Origin of the sequence: Planococcus sp. NCCP-2050, from assembly GCF_023708025.1 — a bacterium.
In the GTDB taxonomy this organism is placed as follows: Bacteria; Bacillota; Bacilli; order Bacillales_A; family Planococcaceae; genus Planococcus.
The window spans coordinates 200,167-215,321 of sequence record NZ_BRCX01000001.1; the positions used below are offsets into that span (position 1 = coordinate 200,167).

The 15,155-nt window shown below is 41.8% G+C and carries 17 protein-coding genes; 5 read left to right on the forward strand and 12 right to left on the reverse strand.

From position 1 onward, the window contains the following. Window positions 1-18: 18 nt before the first annotated feature. From NFU07_RS00990 to NFU07_RS01015, 6 genes are all read right to left on the reverse strand, one after another. Window positions 19-468, reverse strand: a complete 450-nt coding sequence (locus NFU07_RS00990; RefSeq protein WP_251473371.1) for a VOC family protein — start codon at window positions 466-468, stop codon at window positions 19-21. A gap of 42 nt (window positions 469-510) precedes the next feature. Next, window positions 511-726, reverse strand: a complete 216-nt coding sequence (locus tag NFU07_RS00995; protein ID WP_251473372.1) for a hypothetical protein — start codon at window positions 724-726, stop codon at window positions 511-513. A gap of 69 nt (window positions 727-795) precedes the next feature. Next, on the reverse strand, window positions 796-1,248 hold the full coding sequence (locus NFU07_RS01000) for an SRPBCC family protein (protein ID WP_251473373.1): 453 nt from the start codon (window positions 1,246-1,248) through the stop codon (window positions 796-798). An 87-nt stretch (window positions 1,249-1,335) separates the two neighbouring features. After that, window positions 1,336-2,199, reverse strand: a complete 864-nt coding sequence (locus NFU07_RS01005) for a M15 family metallopeptidase (protein ID WP_251473374.1) — start codon at window positions 2,197-2,199, stop codon at window positions 1,336-1,338. Window positions 2,200-2,328: 129 nt separating this feature from the next. Further along, a complete protein-coding gene (locus NFU07_RS01010; RefSeq protein ID WP_251473375.1) occupies window positions 2,329-2,895 on the reverse strand; it encodes a DNA-3-methyladenine glycosylase I in 567 nt (188 codons plus the stop codon). Window positions 2,896-2,941: 46 nt separating this feature from the next. Further along, window positions 2,942-4,531 carry a sensor domain-containing diguanylate cyclase gene (locus NFU07_RS01015; RefSeq protein WP_251473377.1) on the reverse strand — a complete coding sequence of 530 codons (1,590 nt, stop codon included), beginning with the start codon at window positions 4,529-4,531 and terminating at the stop codon, window positions 2,942-2,944. A 497-nt stretch (window positions 4,532-5,028) separates the two neighbouring features. Between NFU07_RS01015 and NFU07_RS01020 the strand changes: the two genes are divergently transcribed. After that, entirely contained in the window at window positions 5,029-5,880 is an 852-nt protein-coding gene (locus NFU07_RS01020; RefSeq protein ID WP_251473379.1) for a pentapeptide repeat-containing protein, read from the forward strand. A 109-nt stretch (window positions 5,881-5,989) separates the two neighbouring features. Here NFU07_RS01020 and NFU07_RS01025 read toward each other — a convergent pair whose 3' ends face one another. Further along, a complete protein-coding gene (locus NFU07_RS01025) occupies window positions 5,990-6,658 on the reverse strand; it encodes a hypothetical protein (protein WP_251473381.1) in 669 nt (222 codons plus the stop codon). A 314-nt stretch (window positions 6,659-6,972) separates the two neighbouring features. Here NFU07_RS01025 and NFU07_RS01030 point away from each other — a divergent pair, with 314 nt between their 5' ends. Beyond that, on the forward strand, window positions 6,973-7,911 hold the full coding sequence (locus NFU07_RS01030; RefSeq protein ID WP_251473382.1) for an aldo/keto reductase: 939 nt from the start codon (window positions 6,973-6,975) through the stop codon (window positions 7,909-7,911). 193 nt (window positions 7,912-8,104) lie between these two features. On the opposite strand, the gene hxlR is transcribed toward NFU07_RS01030, so the two are convergent. The 5 genes from hxlR to NFU07_RS01055 all read right to left on the reverse strand — a co-directional run bounded on the left by hxlR (window position 8,105) and on the right by NFU07_RS01055 (window position 12,456). Continuing rightward, on the reverse strand, window positions 8,105-8,458 hold the full coding sequence (hxlR, locus tag NFU07_RS01035) for a transcriptional activator HxlR (protein ID WP_235199199.1): 354 nt from the start codon (window positions 8,456-8,458) through the stop codon (window positions 8,105-8,107). A gap of 170 nt (window positions 8,459-8,628) precedes the next feature. Further along, window positions 8,629-9,465: a Cof-type HAD-IIB family hydrolase gene (locus NFU07_RS01040; RefSeq protein WP_251473383.1), complete on the reverse strand. Its 837-nt coding sequence runs from the start codon at window positions 9,463-9,465 to the stop codon at window positions 8,629-8,631. Between the two features lie 133 nt (window positions 9,466-9,598). Continuing rightward, window positions 9,599-10,153: a 6-phospho-3-hexuloisomerase gene (gene hxlB / locus NFU07_RS01045; RefSeq protein ID WP_235199200.1), complete on the reverse strand. Its 555-nt coding sequence runs from the start codon at window positions 10,151-10,153 to the stop codon at window positions 9,599-9,601. A 1-nt stretch (window position 10,154) separates the two neighbouring features. Further along, the gene (hxlA, locus tag NFU07_RS01050) at window positions 10,155-10,796 is read right to left on the reverse strand and encodes a 3-hexulose-6-phosphate synthase (protein WP_251473390.1); all 642 of its coding nucleotides are present in this window, start codon (window positions 10,794-10,796) and stop codon (window positions 10,155-10,157) included. A gap of 403 nt (window positions 10,797-11,199) precedes the next feature. Beyond that, on the reverse strand, window positions 11,200-12,456 hold the full coding sequence (locus tag NFU07_RS01055) for a Y-family DNA polymerase (RefSeq protein ID WP_251473392.1): 1,257 nt from the start codon (window positions 12,454-12,456) through the stop codon (window positions 11,200-11,202). A 328-nt stretch (window positions 12,457-12,784) separates the two neighbouring features. Here NFU07_RS01055 and NFU07_RS01060 point away from each other — a divergent pair, with 328 nt between their 5' ends. The 3 genes from NFU07_RS01060 (at window position 12,785) to NFU07_RS01070 (ending at window position 15,135) form a co-directional block, all read left to right on the forward strand. Then, window positions 12,785-13,303, forward strand: coding sequence for a cysteine hydrolase family protein (locus tag NFU07_RS01060; protein ID WP_251473394.1), 519 nt, complete (start codon window positions 12,785-12,787; stop codon window positions 13,301-13,303). Window positions 13,304-13,353: 50 nt separating this feature from the next. Beyond that, the gene (locus tag NFU07_RS01065) at window positions 13,354-13,977 is read left to right on the forward strand and encodes an HAD family hydrolase (RefSeq protein WP_251473406.1); all 624 of its coding nucleotides are present in this window, start codon (window positions 13,354-13,356) and stop codon (window positions 13,975-13,977) included. A gap of 546 nt (window positions 13,978-14,523) precedes the next feature. Then, window positions 14,524-15,135 (forward strand): TetR/AcrR family transcriptional regulator, encoded by a 612-nt coding sequence (locus tag NFU07_RS01070; protein ID WP_251473409.1) that lies wholly within the window; start codon window positions 14,524-14,526, stop codon window positions 15,133-15,135. Window positions 15,136-15,155: the final 20 nt, after the last annotated feature.

Genomic DNA, 15,155 nt, shown 5'->3' on the forward strand with positions numbered 1-15,155 from the left:
CTCGCCTGCTTTCTATTGTCAATTTCCGAGTTCCTCTGCCAGTCCTACTAAAATCCCTTCAGGACCCCGAATGTAGCAAAGACGGTACGATTCTTCGTATTGAACCACTTCACCTACAAGCTGTGCTCCTTTTTCGGTCACCCGTAAAACCAGTTCGTCCAGCTCTTTAACCGTAAACATGACGCGCAAATAGCCGAGTGAATTCACAGGTGCCGTCCGGTGATCAGCAATCACTCCAGGACTGATAAATCGCGAAAGCTCGAGCCGGCTATGGCCATCAGGTGTTGCCATCATCGCAATTTCGACAACTTGTGAACCCAGTCCAGTGACACGGCCTGCCCACTCCCCTTCAACATACATTCGCCCTTCCAGTTTCAAACCGATTTCCTCAAAAAACGATATGGCATCATCTAAAGATTCGACAACAATGCCGACATTGTCCATCCGAAGCAATCTATTCGTTTCCATGGATGCAACTCCTTTAATGGATCGATTTAGTAGGTGGATATATTAGATACCCGTAGTCATTTTTTCGATTTGCCATTCCTTTTTAAACTTCTTGTATTGCCATACTTCAAGTACAAAGAAGCCGATCAAGGCACCGCCTGGGGCTGAGTAAGTTACAGGACCACCGATTAAAATAACACTTGATGCATATCCCACCAACATGGTCAGCAGGAAAAGAATGATGTTCGATCTTTCTTGATTGATAAATGCTGCCTTCAAATTCGTTTCCACCTCGTATGTCTTCTATTGAAAATCTCGCATATCTTGATAACGCCTCAGTGAAGAGGCTTAATAATTTTCAGCAATTTTCTTTAACTCATTTGCACGGTCGATTATAAAGCGTTTCATATACCTTTGCAGAAACACTTTATCTGCCAAGATTCCCAGAAACCCAAGCGGAGAGCGGTAGACAAAGCGGTCTTTCATAATGGTGCCATCTTCTTTTTTGATAAATTCATGTGTATGTGTAAATGAGTGAAATGCACCGTTGACCATAACATCTGTAAATCGGTAAGGCCTTTCCATTTCAACTATTTTAGCTGTAAGCTTTTGCTTGATTCCAAGATGAACCGCTTCCCAAGTGACCTGGTCGCCTTCTTCCATTAGTCCTGATGTAACTCCAGCAACTGCTCGCTCTTTTGTTTTAGCGGTCGTTTTCGTGTGGATCTCCACATCCCGAGTAAGATCAAAACAAACCTCGATTGGCGCATTAATATAAACTTCATAACTAATAACGGGCATAAAAGTTCCCTTCTTCTACGGATTTCGACTTTATAAAATTTCAATTTGCATCTAAGGAAATTTCCAAGTCAACGGCGATACCCTACCTCACTCACGGTGCTCAGTGACAATGATTCCTTCCATATTATCGCCTGAAATTTCATAGGAGCTATCCTTTTGTATCCGAATATTCTCTGTTCCTAAAACCGGATAGTAGCTGATGAGATAGTTTTTATCGTTTGCTTTCACAGAAATGCGCTTCTCGTTTTTTAAATAAGCAAGGTATTCTTCTAGAACGAAATTCTTTTCTTTCATAATAACACTATGGGGCAATCCAACGTAACGGATGTGCCAAGGCTCATATTCGATTCCGGTTATATGCGTTTTGTCTTTAGGGTATCGCAAGATGAATCCGTATTTCCAAGAGTTTTCTTCAATCCATTTTCCTTCAGACGCTTTCTCCATCTTCATTTCGGTGCTTCCAATATCGAGCGAGAGCCCAAGATGGTGTTCGCTATGGCCTGCAGGCAACGCAAAGGAAGAGCCCATTTCCTGATACAAGGACTCTTGTTGTTCAAAACTCCGGTAACCGCTCGTTATAATGAAATTTGAAACTCCATCTGCTTGAGCATCTGCCATCATGTTGGAAAATTTCTCTGTAATATCTTTAGACAAGAAGAGCTGATTTTCATAGAGCGAAAAACCTTCGATAAGTTCTGGGTGCGACGGAAGGTCAACCAAATCTTTTTTGATTCCATGCTTTTCAGCTGTATTCTCACGGTTTACCAAAAGTAAATCGCCTTCATAAAGTTGGTGTTCTCCTACTTGCACTTCTTCTAGTTCTTTGGAATTCTTAACCTGCTCATAAGAGCTGAGCTGACTTTTTAACTCGATGTCCAAACTGGGTGAGTAAACTTGTCCGCCGATGAAAAAAATAATGATGATAAATAATAAAAATCCCCATTTCTTCATATCTCAGTCTCCTTCTATTCTTCTTATGAAAAGGATATCGAAAAGATATGAAGGAAATGCAAGGGTAAATCTTAACATTCTCTTAAGTTCACTCTACATGAACTGAAGAAAAATTCGGCTGCTCTTAACTTATTTGCTTCTATTAAAAGTATGGAACGAACAAGATTTAATGTGATCATCCACCATGCCAATCGCCTGCAAAAATGAATAGGTTGTTACTGGGCCTACAAACTTGAACCCTCGTTTTTTCAGTTCTTTGCTGATTTGGATGGATAAAGGAGATTCGGCAGGCATCTGTGTGTCGTTCTCCCATTCATTGACTACTGGCTCAAAATCAACGAATTTCCACAAGAAGTCAGCCAAACTTCCAAATTCATTTTGGATTTCTAAAGCTGCTTTCGCATTGGTGCGAACCGATTGAAGCTTTGTTAAGTGCTTGATAACATTATGATTTTCTTTTATATTTTCCAAATCCGCATCGCTTAATCCAGCACAATAGCCGATGTCGAAATGATGAAAAGCAGCCTGGTAAGCTTCTCTTTTTCTTAAAACGATACTCCACGATAAGCCCGCCTGCGCTCCTTCTAACGTCAGCATTTCAAAAATATAGCGGTCATCTCGGCTCGGTCGGCACCATTCTCTATCGTGGTATGCTTGCATAAGTTCACTTGACTGTGGCCACAGGCATTGTTTCATAAAGCACCTTCCCCTTCCGTAATATATAAAGAGCTTACAAGTACGCTCAATCCCTTGAAAGCGTAATTCGATTTCGCCCTTCAGCTTTTGACCGGTAGAGCGCTTTATCAGCCAAACTAAAAAGCTTTTCCAAGGAGCTGGTTTGTGCAGGGAACTCTGCTATCCCGATAGAAACCGTAACTGCTTGGTGCGGAATCAAACGGGTTCTCTCTATTTTTAGCCGGATTTTTTCGGCTGTTTGATAAGCAGACGGACCGGTTTGTTCCGGAAGCAACAAGACAAATTCTTCGCCGCCATATCGGAAACAATGATCTTTATCCCCTAGCATAGCTTGGACGGTTTCAGCTAGTTTCTTTAAAGTTTCATCCCCGGTCTGATGTCCGAATGCATCATTGATGGATTTAAAATGATCAATATCTAGGACGAGCATCGAAAATTGCTGTTTGTCGCTTGCCCACTCGGCTAATACTTCTTCAAGTTTACGACGATTTGGAAGGCCTGTTAATGAGTCTGTAACAGCGGACTCTGTAAGTTGTTGATTATTGCGCTCGATAATCTCAAAGGCCATGACAGCGCTCTTAGTTAATAGGTCGGCTTCCCGGTTCCAATGGGGCTTCATCAAGCTTTCTTTTAAAGGTTGGGCGACTTTTTTGCCCTCCGCTAATCTGTTGACCAAGTTCCCTAGCTGGATGAAAGGAGCTGCTAATTTACGCGCAATATAAATAGAAAATAGAAGCAGGATTAAAAATGGAATTAATACAAACTTCAGCGTTTGCCGCAATTGTTCAAGCAGTAAGTCCTGAACAAATGAATAAGGAGTTTGCTGCACAATCCCCCATTTTGCTTCGGATACATAGCTGTATGCTGCAAGCATTTTTAATCCACTCGTGTTCGTAATTAACTCCATGCCATTATTGCCTAGCGTCAGTTGGCGAACTACCGGATTTTCATAAACACCTTTCCCAATCTGATTGGTGTCCGGATGAAACAGCAGCGTCCCTTTCGGACCAACTACAAAGTAATACGAACCATTCTCTTCAACTGCATCATTCCCAAGAAGCTGATTTAGGACGTTCTGTTCTTGCAGAAAAATGGTACCGCCAATCACGCCTTTATAAGTTCCATCTTTCGCATAGATAGGGTGGCTCATTAGAACGATTAAACGATCGGATAATCCTGTATAAGGAAGACTCAAACCAGGTTTCTGGGCATCCAATGCTTCTTTTGCAACACCGTCTTCTATTTTTTTCCCTTTTAACCCAATACTGCCCGGGCTGATCGCGCGGATGGTGCCCGTTTCATCAATCCAAGAGAGCGAATTGAAATAGCCGCTGCTTACATGCAGTAGGTCTAATTGCGTTTGAAGTTCCGGTTCACTGATCCCCTCAGGATCCTCTAAAAATTTCGCAGTGGTTTCTAAGTTTTTATTCATTGAAAGAAATAAAGAGTCAGCTGAATGACTCATCTTTTCTGCCTTTGAATAGTTGAGGGCTAAATAAGTTTCCGTCAAAGATTGCTTGTTCGATTGATAATACGAGACTGTCAAAATTAACAATGTCAAAATGACGGAAGCGGAGACAAGAGAAGTCAACACTACCGCAAGGTTCACTTTCCGTCTCTTTCCTAACTTCTTCACGCAAATGCCTCCTTTCAAAAAAATAATCGGCATTTCTTCTATTATATAAGGTTCTGAAATAAATTGCGTAGTAAAATGGAAAATAATAGATGATTTTGGCACTCCAGTGCTAGTACGAAAAAGAATGTTGTGAGAACGCTCTTTTCTACCGTATCTTGTACTTATCCTGCAAAGGTATTAAAAAAGGTCATATAATTCAGAAGAAAAAATGTACGTTCGTAAACCGCTTGTTCGTAAAGGCGCTTGTATCAATATAACTTGTTTTGCCATTAACTTGAGTCTTTTTCACCTTTCCCTTTAATTCTGTCCTTCAAATATACTAAGCGAGACATAAGATAGCTAGCAATTTAAGGGAATCTTTTCATTGGCTTTTCTAAGTTTAAACGAGCACTTTCACTATATTCACCGATGAAAATCCCTAAAAGCAGGAATTATCGTTATTTTCGAGAAGTTAACTATATAAGTTGCAGCATATTAAGCGAAAAGGAAGAGTAGCCATGACTCCATCCCAACCGATTGAACAGCTTCAAGCAAAAGAAATTAGATCCCGTCTGAAAGCAGATTGTTCTCAATGTTTTGGACTGTGCTGCACGGCTCTTAACCTGATTGCTTCAAACGATTTTGCCATTAATAAGCCTGCAGGAATGCCTTGCCCGAATTTACAAAAGGACTTTCGTTGTCAAATTCACAGCGAACTGCGCGAAAAAGGATTTAAAGGGTGTACGGTTTTTGATTGCTTGGGCGCCGGCCAAATGATTGCACAGTCCACTTTCGGCGGAAACAGCTGGCAGACCCATCCTGAGTACGCCGAAAAAATGTTCCAGGCTTTTCCGGTCATGGAACAATTATTTGAAATGATTGCCTTTATCGCTGAAGCATTATCTTATAAAAGCAGCGCTGTGCTGCAGCAGGAACTCACAAATCAATTGGATTTACTGCAAAGATTGACGAAGCTGAGTGCAGATGAATTGCTGGACTTGGATTTGGTTGCTTATCGCCATCCGGTCAAAGAGTTATTAATGAAAGCCAGCAAAGAAATTCGAAGCAAAACCGGCGGTGGGAAACGGAAACTGGAACAACCAGGCGTTGATTGGATGGGCAAAAGATTAGTGGGCAAGGATTTGAGGGGAACGAATTTTAGAGGGGCTTATTTGATTGCAGCCGACTTGGGAAAATCGGATTTGCGCGCAGTCGATTTCATCGGGGCAGATTTACGGGACGCTAATCTAAATGGAGCGAACCTATCAACCAGCCTGTTCTTGACTCAGATGCAAATTAACTCAGCAAAAGGCAATCAAGAAACGCAATTGCCTGATCATTTGGATCGTCCGTCGCACTGGAAAGACTAGCGATTAAATAAATTCTCGGTAAATAGTTAAAAGGAAGATCACTGCTTTCAAAAGCTAGATGATCCTCCTTTTTATATTCAGCTAATGTTTCCTTCACACCATTAAACGACTATAAAGTGCGTGTTTTTCCGTTGTCAGTCAGTTTAAATTGGATGTTAAATGACCCGCCTCCCTCAATGTGATTGGAAACTCCTGATAAATCGAGGAGTTCGTCCATATGAATCGGCTTTTTTTCATTCGCTTTCATCGTAATCTTATACGGTCCAGCTAAATTCATAAGCGATTCCATTCGCACGTCATCCTCCATAAAACCTGAATCGATAAATTCTAATTCAAAGGATACGTCTTCATTGCTTCGATTGTGCAATACCAAATCGCATTGACCCATCATTTTTTGGTCGATCACCTCAAAATTGCAATGGCCGTTGTTATCGTATGAGACAGCTGTAATGCCACTTGCAAAGGTTTCTTGATATGCCGCAATTAAAAGATTCGGCAAAATTGTATAAAGGATCATAACAATTAGGATGGTTCTTCCTTGGTATTTACCCAAGCTGATGAAAAGTAAAATCAAAGCGAGGATAAAGAGAATCGACCCCACAATTCCAAGCGGGATATATCCATCTTGATTTTGAATCGGAAAGGACATAAACATAAATTTCGGTTCTCGCATCACGTTATTCGGAAAAGGAAAAAACAAATACATACAGATTCCAAGGATCACAAAAGAACTAAAGAATGCAACTTTGTTTTTAATCCATTCAACTCTTTCTTCCATGCGAGCACCTCTTCCTTTTCTAATTATACGGATATCTTGCAGCAAAGTTTCGCAGAGAGGCGGAAAGTCATCTTGGATAGAAATAATTGTCCAAAATGTAAATTGGCAAATGGGTTTAAGTTTGGAGCTGAAATTTTTTCCATCCTATTCAAGTTTCTGAAATAAGATTATAACTATTTATTTGAAGCGGTTTGTGAAACGGCGAATCTTTACTTCTTATAAAATACACCGCTTAATGAGTAAAGTTTACTTTAGTTAAACGGAGGTATTAAGTACGTATACTACGAGTGACGATACGAGAGAGGATGAGCGCATTGAAAACGAAGAAATTAGGCCAAAGCGATTTAGAAGTATCAGCGATTGGATTGGGGTTGATGGGCATGTCCCCGATTTACGGACAAGTGAATGACGAAGAATCGATAAAGACCATCCACCGTGCTTTGGAATTAGGGGTTACGCTGCTTGATACAGCGGATGTCTATGGCAATGGACATAATGAAGAGTTGTTGGCCAAAGCTTTAAAAGGCCGCCGCAATCAAGCGATTATCGCCAGCAAGTTTGCATTCGGACCCAATTTTCAAGGCATCAATGGCCATCCGGATTATGTCAAGGAATCCATTGATAAAAGCTTAAAACGGCTAGACCTCGATTATCTCGACTTGTATTATCAACACCGGGTAGATCCTGATGTTCCTATCGAAGAAACTGTAGGGGCGATGGCGGATTTGGTACAGGCCGGAAAAGTGCGGGCGATCGGTTTGTCAGAAGCATCTCCTGACCAAATTCGCCGGGCCCATGCGACGCACCCGATTACCGCTTTGCAAACTGAATATTCGCTTTGGAGCCGGGACGTTGAAGCGGAGGTTTTGCCGATGGTAAACGAACTCGGAATTAGTTTTGTAGCATACAGCCCGTTAAGCCGAGGATTTTTATCCGGAGAACTGCGCAAATTTGAAGATCTGGATGAAAATGATGGGCGCAGAAATCTCCCCCGTTTCCAGCCGGAAAACTTTGATAAAAATGTAGAGTTAGTGGATAAAGTTAAAGAGATGGCTTCGGAAAAGAATTGTACGCCTTCCCAACTGGCCATTGCTTGGACGATTGCCAATGGAGCTATACCGATTCCCGGAACGAAGCGCATCAAATACTTGGAAGAAAATATTGCCTCTCTCCAAGTTGAATTGACAGATGAAGATTTACAGCGCATTGATGCACTTATGCCAAAGAACGCAGCGCTTGGAAGCCGCTATTAATCAATAAAAAAATAAAAAACTTAATCTATTACTAAGAGCCCTCGAAGGAAAAGAAGATGATATGCTCTATAAAAAGTCTGGATTGGAGAGATTCAGAAGTACAGGAGCGAAATTTCTAAAAAACAGGACGGATTTCATTTTACTGAAATCCGTCCTGTTTTTTTAAAAATATCCTATTGGCTGACTAATTTACTTATTTATTTTCTATTTTCTTATCCAAATTACGATCTATATACTCTTTTCCCCATTCATACATCGAGTCAAGTATAGGGATAAGGGTTCTTCCTTGTTCAGTAAGAGAATATTCCACTTTAGGCGGAACCACAGGATAAACTTCCCGGTGGACAATCAAGTGATCTTCAAGTTCACGCAACTGATTAACAAGCATGCGTTGTGTGATCCCGGGCATAAGATTTTTTAATTCCCCAAAACGCTTAGTTCCTTCTTTACCTAAATGCCATAGCACTAACATTTTCCACTTTCCTCCAATAATCGAAAGCGTCAGCTCTTTTTCACAATTAAAAACTTTCTCTCCTAAATTGGGCATGCGCTTTCTTCCTTCCTTGCTAGTTCCTCATCATATACTTTTTGCTGGTACTAGATGAAAAAGCACGTACTGTAAATAATGCAGCTTATCAATTGTACTTGAAATAATAGGGTTAGTAAATTTTCCTGCAACGGAATAATCATTTTGCTTTTCTACTTACATGACTCTAATTAAACTGGCATTTTTCCTTCTTTGTCCCTCTTAACACGCGCTGGCTCTAGAATGAATCTTTCTAACACATGAAGAACCCCTTCCTCATTGTTCGTAAAGGTAGTGTAATCAGCTTTTTCTTTCACTTCCTTTACGGCATTCCCCATCGCTATTCCTAGACCAGCCGCATCAATGAGTTCGAGGTCATTGTAGTTGTCGCCAATGCCTATTATCTCTGAAGGATCTATATCCAGTTGTTTTGCTAAGTGTAGTAGGGCACTGCCTTTGTTAGCCTCTGGGTGGGTGACTTCCAGGTAGTTTTTCTTTGATTTTGCGATGTGGGCATACTTGCCGTATAAAGTCTGCAATTCTTGCTGCAGCTGATCGAGGACGTCGGATTCTTCGATAAACAGTAATTTTGTAATCCCTTTAGACGATAATTTCTTAAGATCCGGTTCAATCGTATAAGGAACTTTAACTGCTTGAGAATAAGCGATTAGCTTTTCATTTTCTTCGGCACTAAAGAGAATGTCATCTTGATATACTTGTAGATGCATTTTTTTCTCAAGAGCAATTTCGATTAGCTTTTGTGTAACCTCAGGAGGAACAGTGCGCTCATACATTACTTCTCTTCCGTTTACATCCTTGATTAGTGCACCCTGATACGTAATGAGCGGTACATTTATATTCAATTGCCGGGCAATGAGACTCGCTGAAGCAAACATGCGCCCCGTAGCAATTGTCACGACTATTCCCTCCGCAACCACTTTTTGAATGGCAGCCACTGTATCTTGTGGAATCACTAAGTCATCTGTGAGCAGTGTTCCATCAAGATCGATCGCAATCAATTTATACATAGACTCTCTCTCCCTGCAATTATGTTTTATCCTTCATGGCAACAGAAATGCTCTTTCATCATTTTGCTGCCCTTCGGCTAAAGAAAACAAGCCCGAGTCTGCATAAATCTCAGACTCGGGTTTGTTCGTCGAACTATTCCAAATTGGCATGCCTGCCATACATGACATCAGCTTTGAGCCCTTTTTTATCCATGAATCTCAAAATCAATGCATCGTAAAACAAGAGAAGCGATTGTTCAAATAATGAGCCCATCGGTTGAATCGATTTACCCGTGGCGCCTTCCCCTTTTGCTTGTGCAGGAATTTCAATTCGAATATCCGCAAGTTTCCCTATTGTGGAATCTGGATGGATGGTAACAGCCACTATAGTCGCGCCGATATCTTTTGCTTTCTTCGTCATGGCTGCGAGGCTTTGGGTCTCGCCAGAACCAGAACCAACGATAAAGAGATCATCCGGCTCCAAATTAGGTGTTACTGTTTCTCCAACGACATAGGCATCCAGGCCAGAGTGCATCATGCGCATTACAAATGCTTTAGCCATAAAGCCGGACCGGCCACCACCTGCAACAAAGATTTTTTTCGCATGCATGAGGCCATCCACTGCCTTTTCGGCTTCATCATCATCAATGAGCGAAGTGGTCCGCTTCAATTCAGTCAGGATTTCGTCGGTATAGGCTGTTATGTTCATGTTACGCCGTTACGCTTTCTTTCATCAGCTTTTGAATTTTTTCAGCTTCTGCACTCTTGTTTTCTTTGCTAGTGATTCCCCCACCGACAATAATCAAGTCAGGTTGTGCTTTAATCACTTCCGGCAATGTCTCGAGTTTGATGCCTCCAGCGATTGCTGTTTTAGCATTTTTCACTACGCTTTTGATGGTACGGAGATCTTCGAACGAATCTTTTCCTTCTGCTTGCAAATCGTAGCCTGTGTGGACACAGATATAATCCGCACCAAGTTGATCAAGTTCTGCTGCACGTGTTTTGATGTCTTTAACAGCAATCATGTCTACCAGGATTTTTTTCCCTTGTTTCTTCGCTTCTTCAACTGCGCCTTTGATGGACGAGTCTTCTGCTTGAGCAAGAATTGTAATAATGTCTGCCCCTGCTGCTGAAGCATTTGATACTTCATACGCTGCAGCATCCATAATTTTCACATCTGCAAGAACTTCTAAGTTAGGGAAAGCGGCTTTCATTTCTGCAACAGCTGCAAGCCCTTCTTTATTGATTACGGGCGTTCCAATTTCAACAATATCGATAAACGCTTCTACTTCTTTAACCACTTCGATTGCTTGTGGAATATTTACTAAATCTAATGCTAATTGTAATTTCATATATCTGTCTCCCCGTTTTTTGTATTTCGATGCAAACTTAGTGTATGTTACACAAGCATCCTTGTGAAGTACGCACTTTAACAACACATACTGACAAAAAGTATACTGTGAGGATAAATATAAGCTGAAGTTCTTATTTAATCTGCATGCGAAGAATAGGAAAAAAATTAGAAAGTATTTTCTTAATCGAAGAAGAGGCATATATGTATTTTCTAGCGGTTAAAAGCTTCCATTCTCTTTTTTACATCATTTTCTCTGACGTATGTTTATTTGCTGGTTTGGAGTTATGAAGCTTGATTGGTAAGTGGGATTCTTTATCATAATCCAGAGTTCAATCTAAAAAACTTGGATTCATGTGAACTTTTTGCATACCGATGCCATAACTTCAACCAAACTTTATGAGTCATTTTTTATGTCCACCGATCAATTGGGTTCGGGCAATTGCGGTACCAGCTTCGGTTTTTGAAACCGCCCGAAAAATAGCCGCATAGCCGTAGCGGTTCCGGATCTCGTCCATGGCCGCAGCCAATTTTCTACGTTCCCATTTCCGTTCTTCAAACAGGCTCAGCTGCACAGAAGATTCATCCTCCAACTTGCTGATGGATAAATGAACCTGGCGAACAGGCAGCTTCTGATGGAATTCATGAAATAAGTCCTGGCAGACCCGGTAAACCTTCATGGTGTCATTGGTCGCTTCATGGATTGTACGCGAACGCGAAAAGCCGCCGCCATAAGCGGATTTGCTGTAGCCGATTCCAAGCTGGATGGTGCGCCCCGCCATTCCTGCTTCCCGGGTCCGTTTGCACACATCCTCGCACATTTCCAAAATAACCGTAAGGATATCTTCCGTCTCAACATAATCCCGGTACAGGATCTGTCCTTTTCCGTAGCTGATCTGCCCCTCAACAAGCGGGGCGCCGAGTTCCGAAAAGTCGATGCCATTGGCATGCTGGTACAATTGGTGGCCCATGATGCCGAACTTGGCTTCTAATAATTTGAGATCTGTCTGAGCTAAATCACCGACCGAGAAAATGCCCATATGGTTAAGATTGGTTTCCATGCGGGAACCGATCCCCCACATTTTGCTGAGCGGCGTGACGGGCCATAATTTCTTCGGAACATCTTCCATTTCCCAGTGCACCACGCCCTTCTTTTTCGCCTCCAGGTCCAGGGCTAGTTTCGCCAGCAACATGTTCGGCCCGATGCCGATTGCGGAAGGCAATCCGAATTGCCGCTGAATGGCATCTTGGATATCCACCGCAATTTCCTCTGGGCTGTTCCACTGGCTCAAGATGCCCGTGAAGTCGATGAAACTTTCATCAACGCTGTAGACATGAATGTCCTCCTCCGCCACATAACGACCCAACAGCTCCGTAATTGCCATTGAGACTTTCAGGAAAAAATGCATTTTCGGTTCAATCAGTTGAATGCGCGGGTCGTCCGGTATTTCAAAAAGCCGGGTACCCGTCTTCACGCCAAATTCCGTTTTCATACGCGGCGAAGCTGCCAAAACCACACTGCCTTTTCGCTCCTGATTTCCCACCACCGCAATGCAGGCCTGCATCGGATCTTGCCCCATCTCGACAGCCAGGCAGCTCGCATAGAAGCTGCGCATATCGATGCAGGCAATCACCCGTTTTCTTCCTGAGTAACCTGTCATTTGATTCACCCCTAAAAGAACACTTGTTCCTATTCTATACCACAGATTTCAAGTGAACAATCCTTCTAGGCAAATAAATTTTTAGTGGATTGAGTGGGAATCGAATCATCGAGTGACCCTTTCTTTTTTATAAAAAACAAAACATCTCCAAAGCTGCTGAGGTTTTTAGCAGCTTTGGAGGTGTTGACTTACTCTAATTGAATATAATGCTTTCTTTACGACTTTTTCATTAAATAATAGAAAAAAGATTTAAGATTCATCAAGCTATACAAGTGAGCAGATCCTTCGTAATATAAAGGAAAAGCCAAAATGAAAAGGAGAATGTCTCATGTCTAAGACCGCTTTATTAATCATTGATGCTCAAAACGAAATGTTTGATCCCTCCAATCCAGTCTATCAAAGCGAAAAATTACTCGAGAATCTCCGATCACTCATTAAGAAAGCACGGTCAGCTAAGGTCCCTGTCATTTATGTGCAGCATAATGATGCCGGTCTTGTAAAAGGCACAGATTTTTGGCAAATCCATTCATCACTAACTCCAGATGAAGGAGATTCTGTAGTACAAAAATGGTCAGCGGATTCCTTCCAAGAAACCGAGCTATTGGAAACATTGAAAAATAAAGGCATTCAGCAGCTCGTGATTGGCGGAAATCAGACCGAACATTGCATAGCTGCGACGACTCGAAGTGCGAGCGACTTGGGATTTGATGTGATCCTGGCAAAAGATGCCCATGGCACTTGGGATTCTGACGATATGAGCGCCGAACAAATCATCAATCAACAAAATGGGTTATTGAGCCATATCGCCACATTGCAAGAGACAACCGATATCACGTTTACAGAATAACTGCACGTCAAGTCAAGTAAAGCCACCATTATTTTGAAGGAGGATTTTATTTGTTTAAATACGTAATTTTCGATGTGGATGGAACAATCTTGGATACGGAACGGGCCATTTTGAAATCGCTGGACCAAGTGCTGCGAGAAGAAGGCCGTGAGTATCCGTTAGAAGAATTACGGTTTGCGCTGGGCATTCCCGGAAAAGAAACCTTAAGAAAACTGAAGGTGGACGATATTGAGCGTGTCCATCCAAAATGGTCGCAAGCCGTATTGGAATTTTCACATGAAGTGGATGTCTTTGAAGATTTGCGAGAAGTCATTCAATCCCTTCCGGAAATTCCGGTCCGGACAGGAATTGTTACGTCGAAAACGAACAAGCAACTTGCGGATGAATTCGAACCGTTTGGGTTAAATTCTTATTTTGAACAGATTGTTTGCGCAGATGACACACAAAAACACAAACCGCATCCGGATCCGTTATTGCTTTGTTTAGCGAAATTGAACGCCCCTCCAAGCGAAGCCATTTACATTGGGGACTCGGTCTACGACATGCAATGCGCGAATCAGGCAGGCGTAAAATTTGCGCTTGCGTTATGGGGCGCAAAACAGCAAAAAGGATTTGAATCAGCTGACTACGTATTGGAAGAACCAAAAGATATTTTGCAGTTACTTAACGTGTGACTAGACAAAAAGGAGGAATAGAAGGATGTCGAGAATCGAAAATTCCAAATGGAAACTTAGCATAGCCGGTTTTACAGTATTTATTTTAGGGTCAATCTTCTACTTGCTAACAGGTCCTAATCTGCCAGGAATACTCGGTTTTTTAACTTCGGCCATCATTCTGTTCCTTCTGAATGCGGGTTATGTTTTTTATATGAAAATAAAATCGAGGAACAAAAAGAAAACGTAGACTGATCACTCGAGGTATGTTTTCCTGTTTTTTAATTTGATGTTGTTTAAGCATTCTACTATTTCATGAGCAATATAATGAGGTACAGCCCTCTTATATTTCCATTTTTTCTTTCCTCCTAGCATTTCCTCTTCTCCATTCTCCGACTGGCAAATACATATGTCTACACCAATGGTTGTTCCAGTTAAATAACAAGATTCAATAATTTCTTCATTATATTCATAAAATAGATGTAAGCCGAACTTGCACAAAAGGTAAATTTGCCCTTTGGGCAATTTCGTGTTATAACTTTAACGTATCTTGAATGAGGTGAAGAAATGGCAGAAAGCAATTTGCGCGATAAAAAGAAGATCGCGACGCGAAAAGCATTGGCCGAAGCTGCCTTTGCGCTCGCTGTCGAGCGCGGAGTGGATGGTTTCGTGGTGGAAGACATTGTAACGAAGGCCGGTTATTCACGGCGGACATTCGCCAATTACTTTTCATGCAAGGAAGAAGCGATTGCGAATTCCTTAGGTCTGGATGATTATTTCCAACCGGAGGATCAATTTGAATTTTCTCCGAAAGATCACACCCCTTTAGGTACCATTGAAATTTTCATCCGACGCAGTTTTACCATCAATAAACTGAAACGGCTGAACCAGCTTATTTCCCTTTCACGCATGCATCCAGCACTTCGGCTGTATGTAACCGGTGCCTTAAAGGAAATGCAGGATTTTGCAGCACGCGGCATCAGCGAAGAATACGGAAGTGATTATCCGGAGGAATATTACCCTATTCTGATAGGCGCTGTTTTTGGCGCACTCCTACCGGTTCTCGATGAAAGTTTCGATGTGAATTTGCCGGAAGATGAAGAGCAAAACGAAACAAGCAATGAGTTCAATCAGTATATGGATACTGTCTTCACTCATTTACGAAAAGGATTCAAATGAACGACTAAAACCAAGCAGAG

Bases quoted from the DNA above. Each gene is read 5' to 3' on its own strand.
- hxlA (WP_251473390.1), bottom strand. From the start codon at position 10,796: ATGAAATTACAATTAGCATTAGATTTAGTAAATATTCCACAAGCAATC.
- NFU07_RS01025 (WP_251473381.1), bottom strand. From the start codon at position 6,658: ATGGAAGAAAGAGTTGAATGGATTAAAAACAAAGTTGCATTCTTTAGT.
- NFU07_RS01010 (WP_251473375.1), bottom strand. From the start codon at position 2,895: ATGAAACAATGCCTGTGGCCACAGTCAAGTGAACTTATGCAAGCATAC.
- NFU07_RS01000 (WP_251473373.1), bottom strand. From the start codon at position 1,248: ATGCCCGTTATTAGTTATGAAGTTTATATTAATGCGCCAATCGAGGTT.
- NFU07_RS01020 (WP_251473379.1), top strand. From the start codon at position 5,029: ATGACTCCATCCCAACCGATTGAACAGCTTCAAGCAAAAGAAATTAGA.
- NFU07_RS01055 (WP_251473392.1), bottom strand. From the start codon at position 12,456: ATGACAGGTTACTCAGGAAGAAAACGGGTGATTGCCTGCATCGATATG.
- NFU07_RS01070 (WP_251473409.1), top strand. From the start codon at position 14,524: ATGGCAGAAAGCAATTTGCGCGATAAAAAGAAGATCGCGACGCGAAAA.
- NFU07_RS01005 (WP_251473374.1), bottom strand. From the start codon at position 2,199: ATGAAGAAATGGGGATTTTTATTATTTATCATCATTATTTTTTTCATC.
- hxlB (WP_235199200.1), bottom strand. From the start codon at position 10,153: ATGAACATAACAGCCTATACCGACGAAATCCTGACTGAATTGAAGCGG.
- NFU07_RS01040 (WP_251473383.1), bottom strand. From the start codon at position 9,465: ATGTATAAATTGATTGCGATCGATCTTGATGGAACACTGCTCACAGAT.
- hxlR (WP_235199199.1), bottom strand. From the start codon at position 8,458: ATGCCCAATTTAGGAGAGAAAGTTTTTAATTGTGAAAAAGAGCTGACG.
- NFU07_RS01060 (WP_251473394.1), top strand. From the start codon at position 12,785: ATGTCTAAGACCGCTTTATTAATCATTGATGCTCAAAACGAAATGTTT.
- NFU07_RS00990 (WP_251473371.1), bottom strand. From the start codon at position 468: ATGGAAACGAATAGATTGCTTCGGATGGACAATGTCGGCATTGTTGTC.